This is a genomic window from Nonomuraea roseoviolacea subsp. carminata (assembly GCF_024172185.1).
GTDB classification, from domain to species: domain Bacteria; phylum Actinomycetota; class Actinomycetes; order Streptosporangiales; family Streptosporangiaceae; genus Nonomuraea; species Nonomuraea roseoviolacea.
This window is the reverse complement of record NZ_JAMZEC010000001.1, coordinates 2,214,672-2,235,536: the sequence shown is the minus strand read 5'-3', so window position 1 is coordinate 2,235,536 and position 20,865 is coordinate 2,214,672. Positions and strand designations below refer to the sequence as shown.

At 72.1% G+C, this 20,865-nt stretch carries 19 protein-coding genes; 14 read left to right on the top strand and 5 right to left on the bottom strand.

The features are described from left to right. The first annotated feature begins 49 nt into the window (after positions 1-49). Positions 50-2,671 carry a phosphoenolpyruvate carboxylase gene (locus tag HD595_RS10095; RefSeq protein WP_253767862.1) on the top strand — a complete coding sequence of 874 codons (2,622 nt, stop codon included), beginning with the start codon at positions 50-52 and terminating at the stop codon, positions 2,669-2,671. Positions 2,672-2,740: 69 nt separating this feature from the next. Here HD595_RS10095 and HD595_RS10090 read toward each other — a convergent pair whose 3' ends face one another. The 3 genes from HD595_RS10090 to HD595_RS10080 form a co-directional block, all read right to left on the bottom strand. Beyond that, positions 2,741-3,850, bottom strand: coding sequence for an epoxide hydrolase family protein (locus HD595_RS10090; protein WP_253767861.1), 1,110 nt, complete (start codon positions 3,848-3,850; stop codon positions 2,741-2,743). Between the two features lie 102 nt (positions 3,851-3,952). Further along, the gene (gene fdhD, locus HD595_RS10085) at positions 3,953-4,792 is read right to left on the bottom strand and encodes a formate dehydrogenase accessory sulfurtransferase FdhD (protein ID WP_253767860.1); all 840 of its coding nucleotides are present in this window, start codon (positions 4,790-4,792) and stop codon (positions 3,953-3,955) included. Further along, positions 4,789-6,993, bottom strand: coding sequence for an FdhF/YdeP family oxidoreductase (locus HD595_RS10080; RefSeq protein WP_253767859.1), 2,205 nt, complete (start codon positions 6,991-6,993; stop codon positions 4,789-4,791). Before HD595_RS10080 ends, fdhD begins: the two co-directional genes overlap by 4 nt. A gap of 80 nt (positions 6,994-7,073) precedes the next feature. Between HD595_RS10080 and HD595_RS10075 the strand changes: the two genes are divergently transcribed. The 9 genes from HD595_RS10075 (at position 7,074) to HD595_RS10035 (ending at position 14,489) form a co-directional block, all read left to right on the top strand. After that, a complete protein-coding gene (locus tag HD595_RS10075) occupies positions 7,074-7,895 on the top strand; it encodes a biotin--[acetyl-CoA-carboxylase] ligase (protein ID WP_253767857.1) in 822 nt (273 codons plus the stop codon). A 121-nt stretch (positions 7,896-8,016) separates the two neighbouring features. Next, positions 8,017-8,529, top strand: a complete 513-nt coding sequence (locus HD595_RS10070; RefSeq protein ID WP_253767855.1) for a PH domain-containing protein — start codon at positions 8,017-8,019, stop codon at positions 8,527-8,529. Next, entirely contained in the window at positions 8,526-9,581 is a 1,056-nt protein-coding gene (locus HD595_RS10065; protein WP_253767853.1) for an adenylate/guanylate cyclase domain-containing protein, read from the top strand. Before HD595_RS10070 ends, HD595_RS10065 begins: the two co-directional genes overlap by 4 nt. Before the next feature lie 15 nt (positions 9,582-9,596). Then, positions 9,597-10,682, top strand: a complete 1,086-nt coding sequence (locus tag HD595_RS10060) for an S-(hydroxymethyl)mycothiol dehydrogenase (RefSeq protein ID WP_253767851.1) — start codon at positions 9,597-9,599, stop codon at positions 10,680-10,682. Between the two features lie 65 nt (positions 10,683-10,747). Further along, positions 10,748-11,368 (top strand): MBL fold metallo-hydrolase, encoded by a 621-nt coding sequence (locus tag HD595_RS10055; RefSeq protein WP_253767849.1) that lies wholly within the window; start codon positions 10,748-10,750, stop codon positions 11,366-11,368. A 110-nt stretch (positions 11,369-11,478) separates the two neighbouring features. Then, a complete protein-coding gene (locus HD595_RS10050) occupies positions 11,479-11,655 on the top strand; it encodes a (2Fe-2S)-binding protein (RefSeq protein ID WP_175587630.1) in 177 nt (58 codons plus the stop codon). Positions 11,656-11,671: 16 nt separating this feature from the next. Then, the gene (gene bfr, locus HD595_RS10045; protein WP_253767847.1) at positions 11,672-12,151 is read left to right on the top strand and encodes a bacterioferritin; all 480 of its coding nucleotides are present in this window, start codon (positions 11,672-11,674) and stop codon (positions 12,149-12,151) included. 388 nt (positions 12,152-12,539) lie between these two features. Further along, a complete protein-coding gene (locus HD595_RS10040) occupies positions 12,540-13,208 on the top strand; it encodes a response regulator transcription factor (RefSeq protein ID WP_043620820.1) in 669 nt (222 codons plus the stop codon). Positions 13,209-13,211: 3 nt separating this feature from the next. Beyond that, positions 13,212-14,489, top strand: coding sequence for a sensor histidine kinase (locus HD595_RS10035; protein WP_253767845.1), 1,278 nt, complete (start codon positions 13,212-13,214; stop codon positions 14,487-14,489). Between the two features lie 19 nt (positions 14,490-14,508). Here the strand turns inward: HD595_RS10035 and HD595_RS10030 are convergent, their stop codons facing one another. Continuing rightward, positions 14,509-14,988: a GtrA family protein gene (locus tag HD595_RS10030; RefSeq protein ID WP_253767843.1), complete on the bottom strand. Its 480-nt coding sequence runs from the start codon at positions 14,986-14,988 to the stop codon at positions 14,509-14,511. 294 nt (positions 14,989-15,282) lie between these two features. Here HD595_RS10030 and HD595_RS10025 point away from each other — a divergent pair, with 294 nt between their 5' ends. The 3 genes from HD595_RS10025 to purE all read left to right on the top strand — a co-directional run bounded on the left by HD595_RS10025 (position 15,283) and on the right by purE (position 17,959). Then, positions 15,283-16,161 (top strand): hypothetical protein, encoded by an 879-nt coding sequence (locus tag HD595_RS10025; RefSeq protein ID WP_253767841.1) that lies wholly within the window; start codon positions 15,283-15,285, stop codon positions 16,159-16,161. A gap of 173 nt (positions 16,162-16,334) precedes the next feature. Then, complete coding sequence (locus tag HD595_RS10020) at positions 16,335-17,447, top strand: 5-(carboxyamino)imidazole ribonucleotide synthase (RefSeq protein ID WP_253781121.1); 1,113 nt, start codon at positions 16,335-16,337, stop codon at positions 17,445-17,447. Positions 17,448-17,461: 14 nt separating this feature from the next. Next, on the top strand, positions 17,462-17,959 hold the full coding sequence (gene purE / locus HD595_RS10015) for a 5-(carboxyamino)imidazole ribonucleotide mutase (RefSeq protein WP_253781118.1): 498 nt from the start codon (positions 17,462-17,464) through the stop codon (positions 17,957-17,959). Positions 17,960-18,175: 216 nt separating this feature from the next. On the opposite strand, the gene HD595_RS10010 is transcribed toward purE, so the two are convergent. Continuing rightward, on the bottom strand, positions 18,176-19,519 hold the full coding sequence (locus HD595_RS10010) for a UDP-glucose dehydrogenase family protein (RefSeq protein ID WP_253781116.1): 1,344 nt from the start codon (positions 19,517-19,519) through the stop codon (positions 18,176-18,178). A 96-nt stretch (positions 19,520-19,615) separates the two neighbouring features. On the opposite strand from HD595_RS10010, the gene HD595_RS10005 reads away from it, so the two are divergent. Then, positions 19,616-20,779 (top strand): acyl-CoA dehydrogenase family protein, encoded by a 1,164-nt coding sequence (locus HD595_RS10005; protein WP_253767839.1) that lies wholly within the window; start codon positions 19,616-19,618, stop codon positions 20,777-20,779. Positions 20,780-20,865 lie beyond the last annotated feature (86 nt).

Sequence of the window (20,865 nt, the reverse complement as noted above, 5' to 3'; positions counted from 1 at the left end):
GGTGAGACCGGACTACGGCCGCCGACGGCGACTGGATACCCTTCGAGACATGATTGACCAGGGGATTGAGCGTCGCAGCGCCGCCGTCACCGAGATGCCCGACGAGCTGCGGCACGATGTGCGGCTGCTCGGCAAGCTGCTCGGTCAGGTCATCGCCGAGCAGGGTGGCGAGGACCTCCTGGCCGATGTCGAACGCCTGCGCAAGGCGGTCATCGCCGCGCGCCGCGGCGAGGTGTCGGCCGACGAGATCACCGCCATGGTCGAGGCATGGGAGATCGAGCGGGCGGTCCAGATCGCCCGCGCGTTCACCTGTTACTTCCATCTGGCCAACCTCGCCGAGGAGCACTACCGCATCCGCACGCTGCGCGAGCGCGACACCGAGGGCGGCGTCCAGCGCGAGTCGCTGGCGCAGGCCGTCCACGAGCTGGGCGCCGACCGCGTCGCCGAGCTGGTGGAGAGCCTGGAGCTGCACCCGGTGCTCACCGCCCACCCGACGGAGGCGCGCAGGCGGGCCGTCGTCACCGCGATCCAGCGCATCAGCGGCCAGCTCACCGAGTACAACGCCCCCGGCCGCGGCGCCTCCGACCGCGCGGAGAGCCGGCGGCGGCTGCTGGAGGAGATCGACCTGCTCTGGCGCACCGCCCACCTGCGCCCGAGCAAGCTCGACCCGCTCGACGAGGTGCGCACCGCCATGGCCGCCTTCGACGAGACGCTGTTCCGCGTCGTGCCCCAGGTCTACCGCTCACTCGACGCGGCGCTGGCCGACGGCACGGGCACCCGGGCGCCGCTCGCCCGGCCGTTCATCCGCTACGGGAGCTGGATCGGCGGCGACCGCGACGGCAACCCCAACGTCACCGCCAAGGTCACCCGCGAGGCCGTGCAGATCCAGGCCGAGCACGTGCTGACCGCGCTGGAGAACGCCACCACCCGCATCGGCCGCACCCTCACCGCCACCGCGCAGTTCGCGCCGCCCTCGCCCGAGCTGAAGGGCGCCATCGCCGCGGCCGAGGACGCCCATCCCGAGCTGGTCTCCGAGCTGGCCACCCGCTCGCCGCGCGAGCCGCACCGGCAGTGGCTGCTGTTCGTGGCCGCCCGCATCGCCGCCACCCGGCGCCGCGACCTCGATCTCGCCTACCTGTCGCCCGGCGACCTGCTCGCCGACCTGCGGCTGGCCCAGGAGTCGCTGGCCCGCCACGCCGCCCGCCAGGCGTACGGGGAGTTGCAGCACCTCATCTGGCAGGTCGAGACGTTCGGCTTCCACCTGGCCGAGCTGGAGGTGCGCCAGCACTCCCAGGTCCACGCCGCGGCCCTGGAGGAGATCCGGGCGGGCGGCGAGCTGTCGGAGCGCACCGAGGAGGTGCTGTCCACGATCCGGGTGATCGGCTGGATCCAGGAGCGGTTCGGCGTGCGCGCCTGCTCCCGCTACGTGGTCTCCTTCACCCGGGGCGCCGACGACATCGCCGCCGTCCACGAGCTGGCCGAGCACGCGCTCGGCTCGCGGGCGCCGGTGCTCGACGTGGTGCCGCTGTTCGAGTCGGGCCAGGACCTCGCCAACTCGCCCGACGTGCTGTCCGGCATGCTCGACATCCCGCAGGTGCGCGACCGGCTCGCCGCCACCGGCCGGCGCATGGAGGTCATGCTCGGCTACTCCGACTCGGCCAAGGAGCTCGGCCCCGCCGCCGCCACGCTCCGGCTGTACGAGGCCCAGGAGCGGCTGACCGCCTGGGCGGCGGAGCACGACGTGCGGCTGCGCATGTTCCACGGCCGCGGCGGCGCACTGGGCCGCGGTGGCGGGCCCGCCAACCGGGCCGTGCTCGCCCAGGCGCCCGGCTCGGTCGCGGGCCGGTTCAAGGTCACCGAGCAGGGCGAGGTCATCTTCGCCCGCTACGGCCACATGGCGATCGCCCGGCGGCACATGGAGCAGGTGGCCAACGCCGTGCTGCTGGCCTCCTCGCCGGTGGTCGGCGCCCGCACGGCCGCCGCCGCCGAGCGGTTCCGCCCGCTGGCCGAGCGGGTGGCGACGACCTCGGAGGCCGCGTACCGGGCGCTCACCGAGGCGCCGGGCTTCCCCGAGTGGTTCAGCCTGGTCAGCCCACTGGAGGAGCTGGGCTCACTGCGGCTCGGCTCGCGCCCGGCCCGCCGCGGGCTCGGCGCGCCGCGCTCCCTGGACGACCTGCGCGCCATCCCATGGGTGTTCGCCTGGGCGCAGACCCGGGTCAACCTGCCCGGCTGGTACGGCCTGGGCACCGGCCTCGCCTCGGTCGGCTCGCTGGAGGAGCTGCGGGCCGCCTACCAGGAGTGGCCGCTGTTCAACGCCCTGCTCGACAACGCCGAGATGTCGCTGGCCAAGACCGACCGCTCGATCGCCGAGCACTACCTGGAGCTGGGCGGCCGGCCCGACTTCGCCCGCCAGGTGCTGGAGGAGTACGACCTGACGCGGCGCCTGGTGCTGGAGGTGACGGGGCACACGCGGCTGCTGGAGAACCGCAAGGTCCTCTCGCGGGCCGTCCAGCTCCGCGACCCGTACGTGGACGCGCTGTCGCACCTGCAACTGCGCGCGCTGCGCGCCCTGCGCACGGGCGCGCCGTCGGAGCACGAGCGCGAGCGCCTGTCCACGCTCCTCCTGCTCTCGGTCAACGGCGTCGCCGCCGGCCTCCAGAACACCGGCTGAGCACGACACCGTCTCCGGCACGCCGAGGGCCCGGTCGCGAGGCGACCGGGCCCTCGAAGGCCGCGCGCTCTAGCTCAGGCCGGCGAAGAAGGCGTGGATGTCGGAGGTGAGGGCGTCCGTGGCGGTGTGGGCGGTGTAGTGGCCGTGGGCCGGGGCCGGGAGCGTCTTCCACGAGACGATCCCGGCGTGGTCGCGCTCGGCGAAGGCGCGGATCGACTTGAAGTCGCCCTCGGCCATGGCCAGCGCCATCGGCACCGTCGTCGGCTCCTTGGCTGCCTGCTCGCCGCTCTGCTGGGCCCGGGCGTTCTCCCAGTACAGGCGCAGCGCCGAGCCGGCCGTGCCGGTGAACCAGTGGATGGCGGCGTTCAGCAACACGAAGTCGTCGTCGAGGTCCTCGTCGAAGAGCTGGGCCAGCCAGCCGACCAGGCCGGCGGGCGAGTCGGCGATGGCGTGGGCGAGCGTCTGCGGCTGCTGCGAGTGCAGCACGTTGAAGGCGCCCTTCTCCTTCCAGAACCAGTCGAGCACGGCCAGCCCCTGCTGGTCCTCCTCGCTCAGCCCGGCGAACTCGGCCGGGTCGCCCGAGGGGAAGGAGAAGATCTGCGTCACGTGCACGCCCACGACGTGGTCCGGGGCGAGGCGGGCCAGCTCGGGGGAGATCATGGAGCCGGCGTCGTTGCCGACCGCGCCGTAGCGGTCGTAGCCGAGGCGGCCCATGAGCTCCGCCCACGCGCGGGCGACGCGGACGTTGTCCCAGCCGGTCTCGGTGGTCGGGCCGGAGAAGCCGAAGCCGGGCAGCGACGGGATGACCAGGTGGTGGTGGCGCGACAGCGGCTCGACGGCGTCGAGGTACTCGGCGATCGAGCCGGGCCAGCCGTGGGTGAGGATCAGCGGCAGGGCGTCCGGGTTCGCGGAGCGGACGTGCAGGAAGTGGATCCGCTGGCCGTCGATCTCGGTGGTGAACTGCGGGAGGGCGTTGAGGCGGGCCTCCTGGGCGCGCCAGTCGAAGCCGGTGCGCCAGCGGGTGACCAGCCGCCGCACACGCTCGACGCCGACACCCTGGTCGACCCCGGGGATCTCGTCGGCGAAGCGGGTCAGCGCGAGGCGGGTCTGCAGGTCGTCGAGGTCGGCCTGGGGGATCTCGACGCGGGAGGGGCGGATCTCGGCGCTGATGGCGGTCATGCTGTCACTCCTCGGAAAGGAACGGAACGCTTTGTTCTGTCTCTAGATTAGCAGAACGGAATGGTTTGTTCCACTAGTTTCCGAGACCGGTCCGACGGACCTTCAGACGCGGACGCGTTCGTGCCCCGAGTAGACGTTGCAGCGCTCCCCACGCAGGAAGCCCACCAGCGTCATCCCGAACTCCCTGGCCACGTCCACGGCCAGCGACGACGGCGCGGACACCGCGCACACCACCGGCACGCCCGCCGCCAGCGCCTTCTGCATGATCTCGTAGCTGGCCCGGCCGCTGACCATGAGCACGTGCCCGGCCAGCGGCAGCCGGCCGGCGAGCGCCGCCCAGCCGGTCAGCTTGTCCACGGCGTTGTGCCGGCCCACGTCCTCCCGCACGGCCAGCGCCTCGCCCCGCGGGGTGAACAGGCCGGCCGCGTGCAGCCCGCCCGTCTTGCCGAAGACGCCCTGCGCCGCCCGCAGCCGGTCCGGCAGCCCGTACAGCACCTCGGGCGTCAGCACGACGTCACCGGACGGCACGGGACGGCAGCGGTCGCGCAGCGCGTCCAGGCTGGCCGAACCGCACACGCCGCACGCGCTGGAGGTCAGGAAGTGGCGATCCAGCGTAGGCAGGTCGGGGATCGGGCCGCGCACCCGCACCGTCACCGTGTTGTAGCGGGCCTCGGGCGGCACGTCCTCGTCGGTGCAGTAGCCGATGGCCGCGATGCGGCCCGGCTCCACCAGGCCCTCCGCGTGCAGGAACCCGGCCGCCAGCTCGAAGTCGTGGCCCGGAGTCCGCATGGTGATCGCCACCGTGCGGCGGGCGCCGTCGAGCGAGGTCAGCCGGATCTCCAGCGGCTCCTCGGTGGCCAGGTCGTCGCGGCGCTCGCGGGCGCTCGCGCCGGTCAGCTCCCGGACGCGGACACGGGCCGTGGGCCCGGGGCGCTCGCTCATGCCCGGCTCACCGTCACCATCGCGTTGTAGTCGGGGATCCGGGCGTCGGGGGAGCGCCGCGACTCGTCGAGCAGCACGTTGCCCTCCGGCCAGTGGATCTGCAGATTGCCCGGCACGATCGGCGCGCGCAGCACCCGGCCCCGGTAGGAGCGCTCGCCGGAGCGCAGCTCGACCGGGGTGCCGTCGGGCAGGCCGAGCCGGTCGGCGTCGTAGGCGCTCATCAGCACCGCCTCGCGGGCGGCGCCGTTGAAGCCGTCGATCCGCTCGTGGACCATGCTGTTGAACTGCTTGCCCCGCCGGGTGGCCACCATGAACGCGCCGTCCGGACGTTCCAGCGCGGGCAGCGGCACGGCCGAGAACCGCGCCAGCCCGTCCGGCGTCTGGAACCGGCCGTCGGCGAACAGGCGCCGCCCGCCGTACTGGACGTTGTCGCCGAACGCCCCCAGCCCCGCGATGCCCGCGTAGAACGGCACCGCCCGCTCGATCTCCTCACGGATCGCGGGCGTGCCCGTGAAGCGGACCTTCGACGCGAGCGCGGGCCGGGCGCGGGCCGCCAGCTCGGTGAAGATCTTCCACTCCGGCCACGCCTCGCCGATCCGCGGCCCCTCCACCTCCGGCGAGAAGATGATCCGGCGCTCGGTCGAGGTCTCGGTCACGCCACCCGTCATCTCGTACCGCGTCTGCGCGGGCAGCAGCAGCACGTCGCCCTCGGACGGCACGAGCATCTGGGACGACAGCACGATGTCGACGTGGACGCGCAGGCGCGGCCGGCGCAGCGCCTCGCGGCAGTAGCCGGGGTCGGGCAGCACCTCCAGGAAGTTGCCGCCGCTGGAGACCAGCACGTCGAGCTCGCCCGCGTGGGCCGCGTCGATCATGTCGGTCGCGGTCAGGCCGGGCGTCGAGGGCACCTCGAAGCCCCACAGCTCGGTGAACCGCGCCGCGTTCTCGGGGGTGACGGGCAGCCCGCCCGGCAGCCCGGTGGCGTACGCGCCCATCTCGGCGCCGCCCTGCACCCCGCTGTGCCCCCGGATCGGCATCAGCCCGCAGTGCTCACGCCCCACGAACCCCCGGGCGAGCGCCAGATTGACGACGGCCCGCACGTTGTCCTCGCCGAACGTGTGCTGGGTGACGCCCATCGACCACACCAGCACCGCCGATCTCGCCCCGGCCAGCAGCCGGGCCAGCCGCAGCATCTCCTCGCGCGAGGCGCCCGACAGCGCCTCCAGCTCCTCCCACGACTGCCCGGCGACCGCCTCGCGCGCCCGCTCGAACCCCGTCGTACGCTCCGCCACGAACGTCTCGTCCACCCAGCCCCGCTCGACGAGGTGCTTGAGCACCCCGTTGAGGAAGCCGATGTCGCCGCCCACGTTCACGCCGAAGAACTCGTCGGTGACCCGCGTGCCGAACACGGCCGACTCCGCGTTGGAGGGCACCCAGTACCGCTCCATGCCCGGCTCGCGGTAGGCGTTGACCATGGCCACCCGGGTGCCGGCCTTCTTGGCGTGGTAGAGGTACTTCATCGCCACCGGCTGGTTGTTCGACGGGTTGGAGCCGATGAAGACGATCAGGTCGGAGCCGATCCAGTCGGTGTAGGAGCAGGTGGTGGCCGCCGCGCCGACCGTCTGCTTGAGCGCCACCGTCGAGGGCGAGTGGCAGATGCGCGCCGCGTTGTCGATGTTGTTGCCGCCGAGCGCCCGCACGGCCTTCTGCGCGGCGTAGTAGTTCTCGTTCGGCACGCCCCTGCTGGTCAGGTACACGCCGAAGCGCGCGTCGCGCAGCCCGGCCGCCGCGACCGCCAGCGCCTCGTCCCACGACACGCGCGCGAAGCCCGGCTCGCCCGCGCGGCGCAGCATCGGATACGGCAGGCGTCCCAGCTCGCGCAGCTCCGCGCTGCGCCGCCCGGCCAGCGCCGACACGTCGCGCAGCAGCGAGACGTCCAGGGCGGGCATGGTGTTGAGCGGCAGGAGGCGGAGCCTGATGTTGCACAGGTGGATCTCGTCCATGGTCCAGTCGCGCATGCCCTTGGTGCCGAGCGCGCAGCCGTCGCACGTGCCCTGGGTCAGGATGCGCCAGGCGTACCTCCTGCGCCCCTTGACCGCGCGGAACGCCTTCAGCAGCTCCAGGTAGTTGTTCGGCTTGCGCAGGCCCAGGCCGAACGGCCGCCAGGACGCCCAGTTGCGTGGATCGAGAAGCTTGCTCACCCCTCCATCTTCTTGCTCCTCCTCCGCCGGAGGGAACCCCGGTGGTCAGGGCGGGGTGCCGGGTCGGCGAAGATGGACACGTGCCGGACTCGCGCTACTCCGATCTCGACCGCCCGCCCCTGTCGGAGGCGGCGCTCAACCGCGCCCTCGTCCGGCCGGGCAGCCTGTGGACGGGCGTCACCGTCGTCGAGAGCACCGGCTCCACCAACGCCGACCTCGCCGCCCTGGCCCAGCAGGGGGCGGCTGAGGGCACGGTGCTGGTGGCCGAGGAACAACGGGCCGGCCGGGGCCGGCTCGGCCGCGCCTGGAGCGCCCCCGCCCGTTCGAGCCTGATCGTGTCGGTGCTGCTGCGGCCGCAGCCGCCGATCACCGCGCAGGGCTGGCTGCCGCTGCTGTTCGGCGTGGCCGCCGCCTCGGCCGTGCGCCGGCTGGGCGAGGTGGACGTGCGCCTCAAGTGGCCCAACGACCTGCTCATCGGCGACCGCAAGCTGGCCGGGGTGCTGGCCGAGCGCGTGGAGGGCGCGGTGGTCGTCGGCATGGGCCTGAACGTGTCGCTGCGGGCCGACGAGCTGCCGGTGACGACGGCCACGTCGCTGGCCCTGCAGGAGTCCGCCTGCCTCGACCGCGACCCGCTGCTGCGGGCCGTGCTGCGCGAGGTCGAGAGCCACTACGCCGACTGGACCGAGGCCGGCGGCGACGCCGACCAGGCCGGGCTGCGCGCCGCCTACCAGGCGTCCAGCGCCACGATCGGCCGCGAGGTGCGGGTCGAGCTGCCCGGCGACCGCTTCCTGACCGGCCGGGCCACCGGCGTCGACGGGAGCGGCCGGCTGGAGCTGTCGGCCGGGGGCGAGAGCCACGCGCTCAGCGCCGGCGACGTCGTCCACCTGCGCCCGTCCGCCTAGCGCCGGATCTCCGACGCCCGTCCGCCTGGCGCCGGGATCTCCGACGCCCGTCCGCCTGGCGCCGGGAGCTCCCGCGCGCGACGGCGTAGCCGCGCGTCCCGTGAGGTGGCACGATTTGCGCATGACCATCCCGGACCACCACCTCACGCAGGGTGAACGCCGCGTCAGGTCCTTCCACCCCCACTGGAAGCGCCTCGTCGGCCCCGCCGCCGCGCTCGTGTTCGTCGCCGCGGCCTCGGGCGCGGCGCTGCTCCTCGTCCCCGGCGGCTGGGAGTACGCCTTCTACGCCAGGATCGCCGTCTGCGCGATCGCGCTCGTCCTGCTGGTCGTCTGGTCGTTCGTCCCGTACCTCCAGTGGAAGAACACCGGCTACGTGCTGACCACGCACCGCTTCACGATCAGCTCCGGGGTGCTCAACAAGTCGACCGACGAGATCCCGATGGCCAAGGTCAACACGGTCAGCTCCGACCAGACGTTCGTCGAGCGGCTGCTCGGCTGCGGCACGCTCACCGTGGAGTCCGCGGGCGACCGGGGGCAGATCGTGCTGCGCGACATCCCGCACATCCAGGAGGTCCGGGCCGACCTGTTCCGGCTCCTGGAGGACGCCACCGACGGCGACCTCGACGGCCGTTGACCGCCGAGGACAGGCCCGGCAGGCCGGGGACCGCTGACGAGCCGCCCGCCGCCGGGGACAGGCCCGGGCGGCCGACGGCCGAGGAGATCGGGGTGCTGCTGGCCGGGATGCCCGCCCGCCTCACGCGCACGCAGGTCGCGCACGACGCCGGCGTGTCCCAGCGGCTGGCCGAGCGGATCTGGCGCGCGCTCGGGTTCCCCACGTTCGCCGACGACGCGGTCGCGTTCTCCGAGGCCGACGTGGGCGCTCTGCGACGGGTGCGGGAGATGCTCGACCGCGGCCTGCTGGACGAGCCCACGGCCATCCGCATGGCCCGCGCCCTCGGCCAGACCACGGCGCGGCTCGCCCAGTGGCAGGCCGAGATCATCATCGGCCACCTGCTGCCCGCGGAGGGCGAGCCCTCCGACGAGGACCTGGAACGCGTGGTCGCCACGGCCCGCGAGCTGCTGCCCGACTTCGAGCAGCTCCTCGTCCACGTCTGGCGGGCCCAGCTCGCCGCCGCGGGCACCCGCCTGCTCGCCCTGGCCGACCTGCGGCCCGATGCCGCCCTTGGCCGCGTGTCACTGGCCGTGGGGTTCGCCGACCTGGTGGCCTTCACCCGGCGGGCCAGGGAGCTGGACGAGCGGGAACTGGCCGACCTGGTGGAGGGGTTCGAGGCGCGGGCGGCCGACATCGTGGCGGCCCACGGCGCCCGGCTGGTCAAGACCCTCGGCGACGAGGTGCTCTTCACCGCGCCCACCCCGGCGGGGGCCGCCGCCATCGCCCTCGACCTGGCCGGCACGGCCGAGCTGCGCATCGGCCTGGCGTACGGGCCGGTGGTGCCGATGATGGGCGACGTGTACGGCACCACGGTCAACCTGGCCGCCCGGCTGACCGCCGCCGCCCGGCCGGGCACGATCGTCGTGGACTCCGGCATGGCGGAGGGCCTCGCGGAGGGCCTCGCCGGTGGCCCGGCGGGCGAGGCGGGCTTCGAGGTGCGCCCGATGCGGCGCCGGAGCCTGCGGGGTCTCGGCGTGGTGCGGCCCCATCTCTTGCGGCGATCATCCTCCTGACGCAGGATGGCTGCCATGCCGTACGAAGTGCGGGGCGTCATCGCCCGGGGTGAAGGCAGGGAAGTCTCCGTCGAGAACGTGCTCGTGCCCGACCCGGGGCCGGGCGAGGCCGTCGTCGCCGTGCAGGCGTGCGGAGTGTGCCACACCGACCTCCACTACCGCGAGGGCGGCATCAGCGACGACTTCCCGTTCCTGCTCGGCCACGAGGCGGCGGGCGTCGTGGAGGCCGTCGGCGAGGGCGTCACCGGCATCGAGCCGGGCGACTTCGTGATCCTCAACTGGCGGGCCGTGTGCGGCCAGTGCCGGGCCTGCCTGCGCGGCCGGCCGTGGTACTGCTTCGCCACCCACAACGCCACTCAGAAGATGACGCTGGAGGACGGCACCGAGCTGTCGCCCGCGCTCGGCATCGGCGCGTTCCTCGGCCATACCCTGGTGGCGGCCGGGCAGTGCACCAAGGTCTCGCCCGAGGCCCCGGCGGCCGTCGCGGGCCTGCTGGGCTGCGGCGTCATGGCGGGTCTCGGCGCCGCGCTCAACACCGGAGCCGTCACGCGCGGCGACTCGGTCGCGGTCATCGGCTGCGGCGGCGTCGGCGACGCGGCCGTCCTGGGCGCCCAGCTCGCCGGCGCCTCGACGATCATCGCGATCGACGTGGACGACCGCAAGCTCGCCTGGGCCCGCGACTTCGGCGCCACCCACACGGTCAACTCCCGCGAGAACGACCCGGTCGACGCGGTGCGCGACCTCACCGGCGGGTTCGGCGCCGACGTGGTCATCGACGCGGTCGGCCGCCCGGAGACGTACCGGCAGGCGTTCTACGCCCGCGACCTGGCGGGCACGGTGGTGCTCGTCGGGGTGCCCACCCCGGAGATGAAGCTGGAGCTGCCGCTGCTGGACGTCTTCGGCCGGGGCGGGGCGCTGAAGTCGTCCTGGTACGGCGACTGCCTGCCGAGCCGCGACTTCCCCATGCTCATCGACCTCTACCTGCAGGGGCGACTCCCGCTCGACAAGTTCGTCACCGAGACCATCGGGCTGGACGACGTCGAGGAGTCGTTCGCCAAGATGGGACGCGGTGAGGTGCTGCGATCGGTGGTGGTCCTCTGATGGATCCGCAGCGAAGCGAGGACATCCATCAGAGGCGCCGGGCGGAGCCCGGCAGAGGAGGCAAGGTGTTGGACAAAGTGGTGACTTCCGGGACGTTCTCGCTCGACGGCGGCACCTGGGACGTCGACAACAACGTCTGGCTGGCCGGTGACGCGCGCGAGGTCGTCGTCATCGACGCCGCCCACGACGCGCGGGCCATCGCCGAGCGTGTCGGCGGGCGCGCCGTCCGGGCCATCGTGTGCACGCACGCGCACAACGACCACATCAACGCCGCCCGGGAGCTGGCCGGCCTGACCGGCGCGCCGATCCGGCTGCACCCGGCCGACCAGGTGCTGTGGGAGCAGGTGTACGGCGACGCGGTGCCGTACGAGCCGCTGGCCGACGGCGAGAAGCTGGAGGCGGGCGGCGTCACGCTGGAGGTGCTCCACACCCCCGGCCACTCGCCGGGCGCGGTCTGCCTGCACGCGCCCGACCTCGGCGTGCTCTTCAGCGGCGACACGCTGTTCAAGGGCGGCCCCGGCGCGACCGGCCGGTCCTATTCGTCGTTCGACACCATCATCGCCTCGATCCGCGACCGGCTGCTCACGCTGCCGCCCGAGACCGTCGTCCACACCGGCCACGGCGAGTCCACCTCCATCCGCGCCGAGGCGCCTCACCTGGAGGAATGGCTGCTCAGAGGACACTGAACCCTTACCTCGATGTGGCGGAGGTAACGTAGGCAAGCCTTACCAAAGTGGGCTACATTTAGGTTTGCCTAACCTACCGGCTGCCCAGAGAGTGAGAGGCTGTCCTCCGCATGTACGTGTGTGTCTGTCGTGCCGTCACCGAGAACGAGGTGCACGACTGCATCGCCGCCGGCGCGCGGACGGCTCGCCAGGTTCGCGACACCACTGGTGCCGGTGGGGACTGTGCCTCTTGTGTCCGGAAAATCTGTGCGATGCTGAAACGGTCTGAGGAACTGACGACCGCATAGCACGAGGGGCTCGTACATGCAGGGCGACAAGCAGATCATCGAGCTGCTCAACGAGCAGCTGACGGCCGAGCTCACCGCCATCAACCAGTACTTCCTGCACGCCAAGATGCAGGAGAACTGGGGCTACACGAAGCTGGCCAAGCACACCCGCGACGAGTCGATCGACGAGATGCGGCACGCCGAGCGGCTGACCGACCGCATCCTCTTCCTCGAAGGGCTGCCCAACTACCAGCGGCTCGGCACGCTGCACATCGGCCAGACCGTCGAGGAGCAGCTCAAGGCCGACCTGGAGGTCGAGCTGTCGGTGGTGCAGCGGCTGCGTCCCGCCATCACGCTCATGCGTGAGAAGGGCGACGTCACCTCGGCCCGCATCTTCGAGGAGATCCTGGCCGACGAGGAGCACCACATCGACTACCTCGAGACCGAGCTGGCGCTCATCCACAGCCTGGGCGAGCAGCTCTACCTCGCCCGCTACACCGAGCCGCCGACCGTCTGACCCGCGACTCCCCTGTATCCACGACTCTGTACCCACGACGCGACACGCCGTCGTCCGCCGCGCCCGCCGGGGCTCCTCCGGCGGGCGTCGCCGTTTCCGGAAGCGGCTCACGCGATTCCTGGGGACAGCGTGGCGGGATGGAAAGAACAAGGCCGTACATTCTTCGCGGTTTTTTCTCCGCGACACGCCCGGGCGTGAAACCCGCGCGCCACGCGGCATTTCCGGCCGCCTCGCGATCCGATTCCGCGCGCCGGCCGCCAATCGCGGTAATTTAAGCCCGGCTAACCGATATTTATCAGCGTTTGCCCAGGTCAATGGATAGGTCAACGACGAGTCAAACCGTGCGCTGTGCCCGGGAAACGATCGCCTAAGGTCCTACGATCGCTTCATGACCTGCGTACTTCTCGCCGAGGATGACACCTCGATTTCCGAGCCGCTCGCGCGCGCTCTTCGCCGTGAGGGCTATCAGGTTGAGGTGAGCCCTGACGGCCCGCAGGCCCTGGAAAGGGCTCTGTCGGGGGGCATCGACCTGATCGTCCTTGACCTCGGTCTGCCAGAAATGGACGGGCTTGAGGTCGCCCGCCGGATCCGTGCCGAAGGACACGGCACCCCGGTTCTCATACTCACCGCCCGCGTCGACGAGGTCGACACGGTCGTCGGCCTCGACGCCGGCGCCGACGACTACGTCACCAAGCCGTTCCGCCTGGCCGAGCTGCTCGCCCGGGTGCGCGCGCTGCTGCGACGGGGCACGTCCGAGACCCCGGTGGTCCAGGGCGTGCGCATCGACGCAGACTCCCGCCGCGCCTGGATGGGGGAGAAGGAGCTGCATCTGACGACCAAGGAGTTCGACCTGCTGCGCGTGCTGGTCCGCGACGCCGGCAAGGTGGTCACCCGCGAGCAGATCATGCGCGAGGTGTGGGACACCAACTGGTGGGGCTCGACCAAGACGCTCGACATGCACATCTCGTGGCTGCGCCGCAAGCTCGGCGACGACGCGGCGAAGCCCCGCTACATCACCACCGTCCGGGGAGTCGGCTTCCGCTTCGAACGCGAGTAGGCGATGCGCCGCCGCCTGCTCACCTCCACTCTGGTCGTCGCGGTCATCGCGGTCCTGCTGCTGGGGGTCCCCCTGGGCATCGTGGTCAGCCGCCTGATCGTCGACGAGGCGGCCCAGGAGCTCAGGGCGGAGGCGACACGACTGGTGGGGGAGGTGGAGTACGCCCGCATCCAGGAGACGCCGCTGGACCCTCAGCAGCTCGAACAGAAGTATCCCGGCCGCTACATCCAGATCTACGAACGAGCGAACCCACCCAAGGCGACCATCGTCGGCAAGGCATCGCCGCCCGGCCACCAGATGGCCGAGGACGCCCAGTCGGAGAACGGCATCTATGTCCGGGTGAGCCGCGACCGGGACCAGGTCGAGCAGGACGTCCGAGCGCGCCTGCTGCTGATCGTGGCCCTCGCCGTCGCGGCTCTCGCGGTGGCCGTCGGCCTGGCCATCGTGCAGTCGCGCCGTCTGACGCTGCCGCTGCTGGACCTGGCCAAGATCGCTGAACGGCTGGGCTCCGGCGACGCCCGGCCGAGCAGACACCGCTACGGCATACCCGAGCTCGACCAGGTGGCCGAGGTGCTCGACCGCAGCGCCACCCGCATCTCCGACCTGCTCACCCGGGAGCGGGAGTTCGCCACCGACGCCTCCCACCAGCTCCGCACACCTCTCACGGGGCTGACCATGCGCCTGGAGGAGATCGTCGCCGCCTCCGACCAGCCCGGGGTGGTCCGGGAGGAGGGCGAGGCGGCCATCGTGCAGGCCGAGCGCCTCACGGCCGTCATCGACGAGCTGCTGGCCGCGGCCCGCCGCCAGCGTCACGCGCAGGCCGAGCCGGTCTCCATCGACGAGGTGCTGATCCAGCAGATCACCGAGTGGGAGCCGGTCTTCCGCGGCCTGGACCGCACGCTGCTGCTGGAGGGCACGCGCGGGCTCAAGGCGCTGGCCACGACCGGCGGCTTCGGGCAGGTCATCGCCACCCTGCTGGAGAACTCCCTGCGGCACGGCGGCGGCACCGTCGTCGTCACGACCACGCAGGGCGACAGCTACATCGTCATCGAGGTGGCCGACGAGGGGCCCGGCATCGCCGACGACATCGCGCCCAAGGTCTTCGAGCGGAACGTGAGCGGGGGAGGCGGCACGGGTCTCGGCCTGACCCTCGCCCGCGCGCTGGCTGCGGCCGACGGGGGACGGCTGGAGCTGGTGCGCCGCCGCCCGGCGACGTTCGCGATCTTCCTGCGGCCCGCCGACGAGGAGAACCGGACGCGGGTGGTGAGCGGGCCCGCCTGACTCCGGGGGCCTGCCTGGCTCAGCGGTCCTGGCGGACCTCGGTGTCGGGCAGCTCGGCCGGGATGGGCTCCGTGGCCTCCAGGAACACCCACCGCTTGTACGACCAGTAGCGGAACAGCGTGCCGAGCCCGACGCCGACGAAGTTGGCGACGTTGAGGCTGAACAGGTCGTGCAGGTGCAGGGTGTACTTGGTGAAACCGATCACCAGCACGCTGAACAGCAGCGCGATGCCGTTGAGCAGGAAGAACAGGAAGTACTCGCGGCCGAGCCCGCTCTGCTCACGGTGGCGGAAGGTCCAGAACCGGTTGCCCGCGTACGCGAAGGTGGCCGAGACGACCGTGGCGATCACCTTGGACGTCATCGGCCCCCAGTCGAAGACGAGGAAGGCGTTGTACAGGCCCGTGTCGAGGACGAAGGCCGCGGCTCCGATGAGCCCGAACTTGGTCAGCTCGTGCAGCAGGGACGAGAACCGCTGGTAGAGGACCCTGATGAAATCCACGTCTCCGGCTCGGTCCTTCCCGCTCTGCGTCCTGACTGCCAGGTGTCCGCATATGTGACAGTTGCCCGCAGCCGGGCCTGACCACTCCAGCGTACTGGCGAACGCCTCTCGCGCGGTCCCGAGCGGTAAAGATCGGGGCCCCTACCAACAGCCCCACGAATATCCCCTTATGCCCGGACAAATGCGAATCTTGGGTATTACGCTGCGGAGGCAGATCATCGGCGCGTCCTCACGGGTCGATGTCGGGCTCAGACGGATCGCCGTTCCCACGGCCACGACCCTCGGGACCCCACCGTGCCGTTACGACTGCTCGCGCTGCTCACCGGCCTCTGCGTGCTGACGGCGGGATGCGGGGGGAGGCCGCCCGCCGACGTCGCGGCGGCCGAGCAGGAGCCGCCCGCGGCCACGGACCCCCCGCCGCCTCGGGCGGACGCGACCACGGCCGAGCCCGCGTTCGGCGTGCTCACCGAGCTCGACGAGGCCTGGAAGCGGCACGACTGCGCCGGCGTCGCCGACCTCACCGCGTGGGCGGAGAAGCCGCTGGGCGGCCGTGCCTGCGAGGGCACCCGGAACGGCCGCCCAGCTCTCTACAGCGACACCGTCTTCTTCCTGCCGGACGAGCCCGGCTGGTTCGCGGCGCTGGCCAGGAAGCCGTCGCCCGCGTACTTCGTGTTCGTCTTCGAGGGCGGGCGATGGCGGCTCGGCGCGGGACCGATCCCCGCGCGCGGCGAGCCCGTCCGGCCCGGCGGCACAGGCGTCACCGCCGACCCGGACCTGGTCACCGAGGCCGCGCTGGTGCCGCAACGCCACCTCACGTTCCTGACCGACCCCGCCGGCGTCAACGGCGTGCGCTTCCCCGCCGGCGACCCCGTGCGCGGCCTGCTGGACGAGATCCTCGCCCGGCCCGCGCAGGTCAGGCCGGACCGGCTGGACATCGACGTCGAGCTGGTCGACGGGCCGGCCCGCGCGGTCGCGCTGTCGGCCGGCTCCATGCTCGTCTTCGACGTCGTACGGCTCACCTACCGGCAGCGGCCCAAGGCCGGGAGGACGGCTCTCAGGCATCCCCTGAAGGGCCTGTCGCCGGAGGGGACGGAACTGGTGGAGCTGGCCAGCGTGCTGAGCGCCACGAAGGGCCTGACGACCGTGGGGACGCGCCGCGGCATCGCCGGTTGACGGCCCGCGGCGTCGCAGGCTGATGGCCCGCCGCGTCACCGGCTGACGGCTCGCGGCGTCACCGGCTGACGGCCCGCCCTGGAGCAGGCCGTACTCGCCTGCTGACTGCCTGGTCGGGCCGGGTAAGCTCACGACACGTGAGTTCTTACCGCCCCATCGGCCCGGTCGTCGGCATGGTCGGCGCGGGTCAGCTCGCCAGGATGACCCAGCAGCCCGCCATCGCGCTCGGAGTGGAGCTGCGGGTGCTGGCCAACGCACCCGACGAGAGCGCCGCGCGCGTGATCGTCGACACGCGCATCGGCGACTACCGTGACCTGGCCGACCTTCGCGACTTCGCCAAGGGCTGCGACGCCATCACCTTCGACCACGAGCACGTGCCCACCGAGCACATCAGGGCGCTGGCCGCCGACGGCTTCACCGTCCACCCCGGCGCCGACGCGCTCGTCCACGCGCAGGACAAGGCCGTCATGCGCGAGCGGCTGACCGCCATCGGCGCCCCCTGCCCCGCCTGGGCCCGCGTGTCCGGCGTCGAGGACGTCACCCGGTTCGCCGGCGAACACGGCTGGCCCGTGGTGCTGAAGGCGATCCGGGGCGGCTACGACGGCCGCGGCGTGTGGGTGTGCCGCTCGGCCGAGGAGGCAGCCGAGGCGTTCGCCACCGGCGTGCCGCTGATGGCCGAGGCGTTCGTGCCGTTCGAGCGGGAGCTGGCCGTCCTCGTGGCGCGCTCGCCGCACGGCCAGGGCGTCAGCTACCCCGTCGTCGAGACCGTCCAGCAGGACGGCATCTGCGTCGAGGTGCTCGCCCCCGCGCCCGGCCTCGACCCGGAGCGCGCCGCGCAGGCGCAGAAGATCGCGCTCGGCATCGCCCACGAGCTCGGCGTGACCGGGCTGCTCGCGGTGGAGCTGTTCGACTCGGGTGACGCGCTGGTCGTCAACGAGCTGGCCATGCGTCCCCACAACAGCGGCCACTGGACCATCGAGGGCGCCCGGACGTCGCAGTTCGAGCAGCACCTGCGGGCCGTGCTCGACCTGCCGCTCGGCTCGCCCGCCATGGCCGCCCCGGTGGTCGTCATGGCCAACCTGCTCGGCGGCGACGACCCCGACCTGTTCAAGCGGTACGAGCACGTGATGGCGCACGACCCGGGCGTCAAGGTGCACTTCTACGGCAAGGAGGTGCGGCCCGGCCGCAAGATCGGGCACGTGACCGCGCTGGGGGACGACCTCGACGAGGTCCGCGCCCGCGCCCGCCACGCCGCCGTCTACCTGACCACGGGAGAGTACACGTGAGCGTCGGCATCGTCATGGGCAGCGACTCCGACTGGCCCGTCATGCGGCTGGCTGCCGAGGCCGTGGCCGAGTTCGGCGTGCCGTTCGAGGCCGACGTGGTCTCCGCGCACCGGATGCCGGTCGAGATGATCGACTACGGCCGGCAGGCGGCCGGGCGCGGCCTCAAGGTCATCATCGCCGGGGCGGGCGGCGCGGCCCACCTGCCCGGCATGCTGGCGTCGGTGACGCCGCTGCCGGTCATCGGGGTGCCGGTGCCGCTGAAGTACCTCGACGGGATGGACTCGCTGCTGTCGATCGTCCAGATGCCCGCCGGGGTGCCGGTGGCCACGGTCGCCGTGGGCGGGGCGCGCAACGCGGGGCTGCTGGCCGTGCGCATCCTGGCCGCCGCCGACCCGGAGCTGCGAAGCCGCATGGAGGAGTTCCAGGAGCGGCTGAAGGAGCAGGCCCACGCCAAGGGCGAACGCCTGCGCGCCGAGGCGTCCACGATGGGCGCCGGGGCCGGCGAGGGCTGAGATCGCCCTGGGCCTCCGCTGATGGGCGGAGGCCCCGTCTCACGGAAGCCGTGGTCAAGCTCTGACGGAAGCCATGGCCAAGCTCTGACGGAAGCCATGGCCAAGAAGACGCCGTGACGGCGGCCCGCCGTCATCCGGTCAGAGGCCGTCTCCCTGGAGGCCGTCAGCCCCGTGCGGCGGGTGGCGGCCAGGGTGGCTGTGCCGTAACGAAAGAAATCAAGGACGGCCGAGAGCGCGATAGTGCCAGCCGGCCGACCGCCACGCCTCGGCGTTGAGCGCGTTGCGGCCGTCCACGATGCGGCGGGTGGCCACGGCGGCGCCCAGCTCCTCCGGGTCCAGCTCCACGAACTCCTGCCACTCCGTCAGCAGCAGCACCACGTGGGCGCCGCGCACCGCCTCCAGAGCCGACCCCCCGTAGCTGAGCTCGGGGTGCGCCTTGCGGGCGTTGTCCAGCGCGATCGGGTCGTAGACCGTGACCCGGCCGCCCTGGTGGCCGATCGTGACCGCCACGTCCAGCGCCGGGGAGTCGCGGATGTCGTCGGAGTTCGGCTTGAACGCCGCGCCCAGGACGCCGACCGTGCAGCCGTGGAACGAGCCGCCCGCCAGCTCACGCGCGAGGTCCACCATGCGGGCGCGGCGGCGCATGTTGATGGCGTCCACTTCGCGCAGGAACGTCAGCGCCTGGTCGGCGCCCAGCTCGCCGGCCCGGGCCATGAACGCCCGGATGTCCTTCGGCAGGCAGCCGCCGCCGAACCCGAGCCCGGCGTTGAGGAACCGGCCGCCGATGCGGTCGTCGTACGCCAGCGCCTCCGAGAGCTGCTTGACGTCGGCGTGCGCGGCCTCGCAGACCTCGGCCATCGCGTTGATGAACGAGATCTTGGTGGCGAGGAAGGCGTTCGCCGCGGTCTTGACCAGCTCGGACGTCGCGAAGTCGGTGACGACCATGGGCACCTCGCCCAGCGGCTCGTAGACCTCGCGCAGCACCTTCTCGGCCCGCTCGGAGCGGACGCCGACGACGATGCGGTCGGGCTTGAGGGTGTCCTGGACGGCGAAGCCCTCGCGCAGGAACTCGGGGTTCCAGGCCAGCTCGGCCTGCACGCCGGCCGGGGCGAGCCGGGCGAGCCGGTCGGCCAGCCGCCCGGCGGTCCCGACGGGCACGGTGGACTTGCCGACGACCAGGCATTCCCGGTTCAGGAGCGGGGCGAGGGAGTCGATGGCCGCGTCCATGTAGGAGACGTCGGCGGCGTACTCGCCGCGCTTCTGCGGGGTGCCGACACAGATGAAGTGAACGTCGCCGAACTCGGCGATCTCCTCGTAGGAGGTGGTGAAACGCAGGCGGCCCGAGTCGAGCCCGCGGCGGAGCACGGGTTCGAGCCCCGGCTCGTGGATCGGCAGCTCGCCGTTGTTGAGCCGGTCGATCTTGTCGGCGTCGATGTCGAGGCCCAGGACGTCGAATCCGAGATCCGCCATGCAGGCCGCATGGGTGATGCCCAGGTATCCGGTCCCGATCACCGTGAGGCGATATGGCACGTGTCGGCTCCTTTCGATGCGCCAGGGCATGTTACCGGCCCGCGTTATCTCGTTCTGTGCCACCTGTGCCATTTCACAAACCGTACCCGCTGGTAACAAACTGCTCGGACGTCCTAGTATCTGAGCATGAGCTTCCCTCTCTACGCGCCCGCCGAAGAGCACGACATGCTCCGGGAGACGGTCCGGGCCCTCGCCGACGAGAAGATCGCCCCGCAGGCCGCCGAGGCCGACGAGACCGGGGAGTTCCCCTGGGACGTCTACAAGGCGCTCGTCGCGGCTGACCTGCACGCCGTCCACGTCCCCGAGCAGTACGGCGGCGCTGGGGCGGACGCGCTCGCCGCGGTCATCGTCATCGAGGAGGTGGCGCGGGCCTGCGCGTCGTCCTCGCTCATCCCGGCCGTCAACAAGCTCGGCACCGTGCCGCTGCTCCTGTCGGCCTCCGAGGACCTCAAGGCCCACTACCTCGCGCCGGTCGCCCGGGGCGAGGCGATGTTCTCGTACGCGCTGTCGGAGGCCGAGGCCGGCTCGGACGCGGCGTCCATGAAGACCCGCGCCGTCCTCGACGGCGACCACTACGTACTCAACGGCGCCAAGATGTGGATCACCAACGCGGGCGTGTCCGAGTACTACACGGTCATGGCCGTGACCGACCCCTCCGCCGGGGCGCGCGGCATCTCCGCGTTCGTCGTGGAGAAGTCGGACGAGGGCGTCTCCTTCGGCCCGAAGGAGCGCAAGCTCGGCATCAAGGCGTCGCCGACCCGCCAGGTCATCCTGGACGACGTCCGCATCCCCGCCGACCGCATGATCGGCGAGCCGGGCACGGGCTTCAAGACCGCCCTCGCCACGCTCGACCACACCCGCGTCACCATCGCCGCCCAGGCCCTCGGCATCGCCCAGGGCGCCCTGGACTTCGCGATCGGGTACGTGAAGGAGCGCAAGCAGTTCGGCAAGCCGGTGGCGGACTTCCAGGGCGTGCAGTTCATGCTCGCGGACATGGCCATGAAGCTGGAGGCGGCCCGGCAGCTCACCTATCACGCGGCGGCCAAGTCGGAGCTCGCCATGCACGGGCAGCCGCAGAAGGACCTCACGTTCCTGTCGAGCGCCGCCAAGTGCGCCGCCTCGGACGCCGCCATGGAGATCACCACGGACGCTGTGCAGCTGCTGGGCGGGTACGGGTACACCAAGGACTTCCCGGTGGAGCGCATGATGCGCGACGCCAAGATCACCCAGATCTACGAGGGTACCAACCAGATCCAGCGCATGGTGATGGCCCGCCAGCTCCTGAAGTAGTCCCCCCGGGAAAGGCTTGGGGGCTCAAGGGCCCGGGCTCACAAGCACGGTCCTCGCGTAGACGCGCTTCGCGCGTATGGGCTCGG

Excerpts from the sequence above, each read along its gene's own strand:
- HD595_RS10095 (WP_253767862.1), top strand. The coding sequence starts at position 50 with ATGATTGACCAGGGGATTGAGCGTCGCAGCGCCGCCGTCACCGAGATG.
- fdhD (WP_253767860.1), bottom strand. The coding sequence starts at position 4,792 with ATGAGCGAGCGCCCCGGGCCCACGGCCCGTGTCCGCGTCCGGGAGCTG.
- purE (WP_253781118.1), top strand. The coding sequence starts at position 17,462 with ATGGGCAGCGACTCCGACTGGCCCGTCATGCGGCTGGCTGCCGAGGCC.
- HD595_RS10040 (WP_043620820.1), top strand. The coding sequence starts at position 12,540 with ATGACCTGCGTACTTCTCGCCGAGGATGACACCTCGATTTCCGAGCCG.
- HD595_RS10050 (WP_175587630.1), top strand. The coding sequence starts at position 11,479 with ATGTACGTGTGTGTCTGTCGTGCCGTCACCGAGAACGAGGTGCACGAC.
- HD595_RS10020 (WP_253781121.1), top strand. The coding sequence starts at position 16,335 with ATGGTCGGCGCGGGTCAGCTCGCCAGGATGACCCAGCAGCCCGCCATC.
- HD595_RS10070 (WP_253767855.1), top strand. The coding sequence starts at position 8,017 with ATGACCATCCCGGACCACCACCTCACGCAGGGTGAACGCCGCGTCAGG.
- HD595_RS10005 (WP_253767839.1), top strand. The coding sequence starts at position 19,616 with ATGAGCTTCCCTCTCTACGCGCCCGCCGAAGAGCACGACATGCTCCGG.
- HD595_RS10035 (WP_253767845.1), top strand. The coding sequence starts at position 13,212 with ATGCGCCGCCGCCTGCTCACCTCCACTCTGGTCGTCGCGGTCATCGCG.
- HD595_RS10010 (WP_253781116.1), bottom strand. The coding sequence starts at position 19,519 with ATGCCCTGGCGCATCGAAAGGAGCCGACACGTGCCATATCGCCTCACG.
- bfr (WP_253767847.1), top strand. The coding sequence starts at position 11,672 with ATGCAGGGCGACAAGCAGATCATCGAGCTGCTCAACGAGCAGCTGACG.
- HD595_RS10090 (WP_253767861.1), bottom strand. The coding sequence starts at position 3,850 with ATGACCGCCATCAGCGCCGAGATCCGCCCCTCCCGCGTCGAGATCCCC.
- HD595_RS10060 (WP_253767851.1), top strand. The coding sequence starts at position 9,597 with ATGCCGTACGAAGTGCGGGGCGTCATCGCCCGGGGTGAAGGCAGGGAA.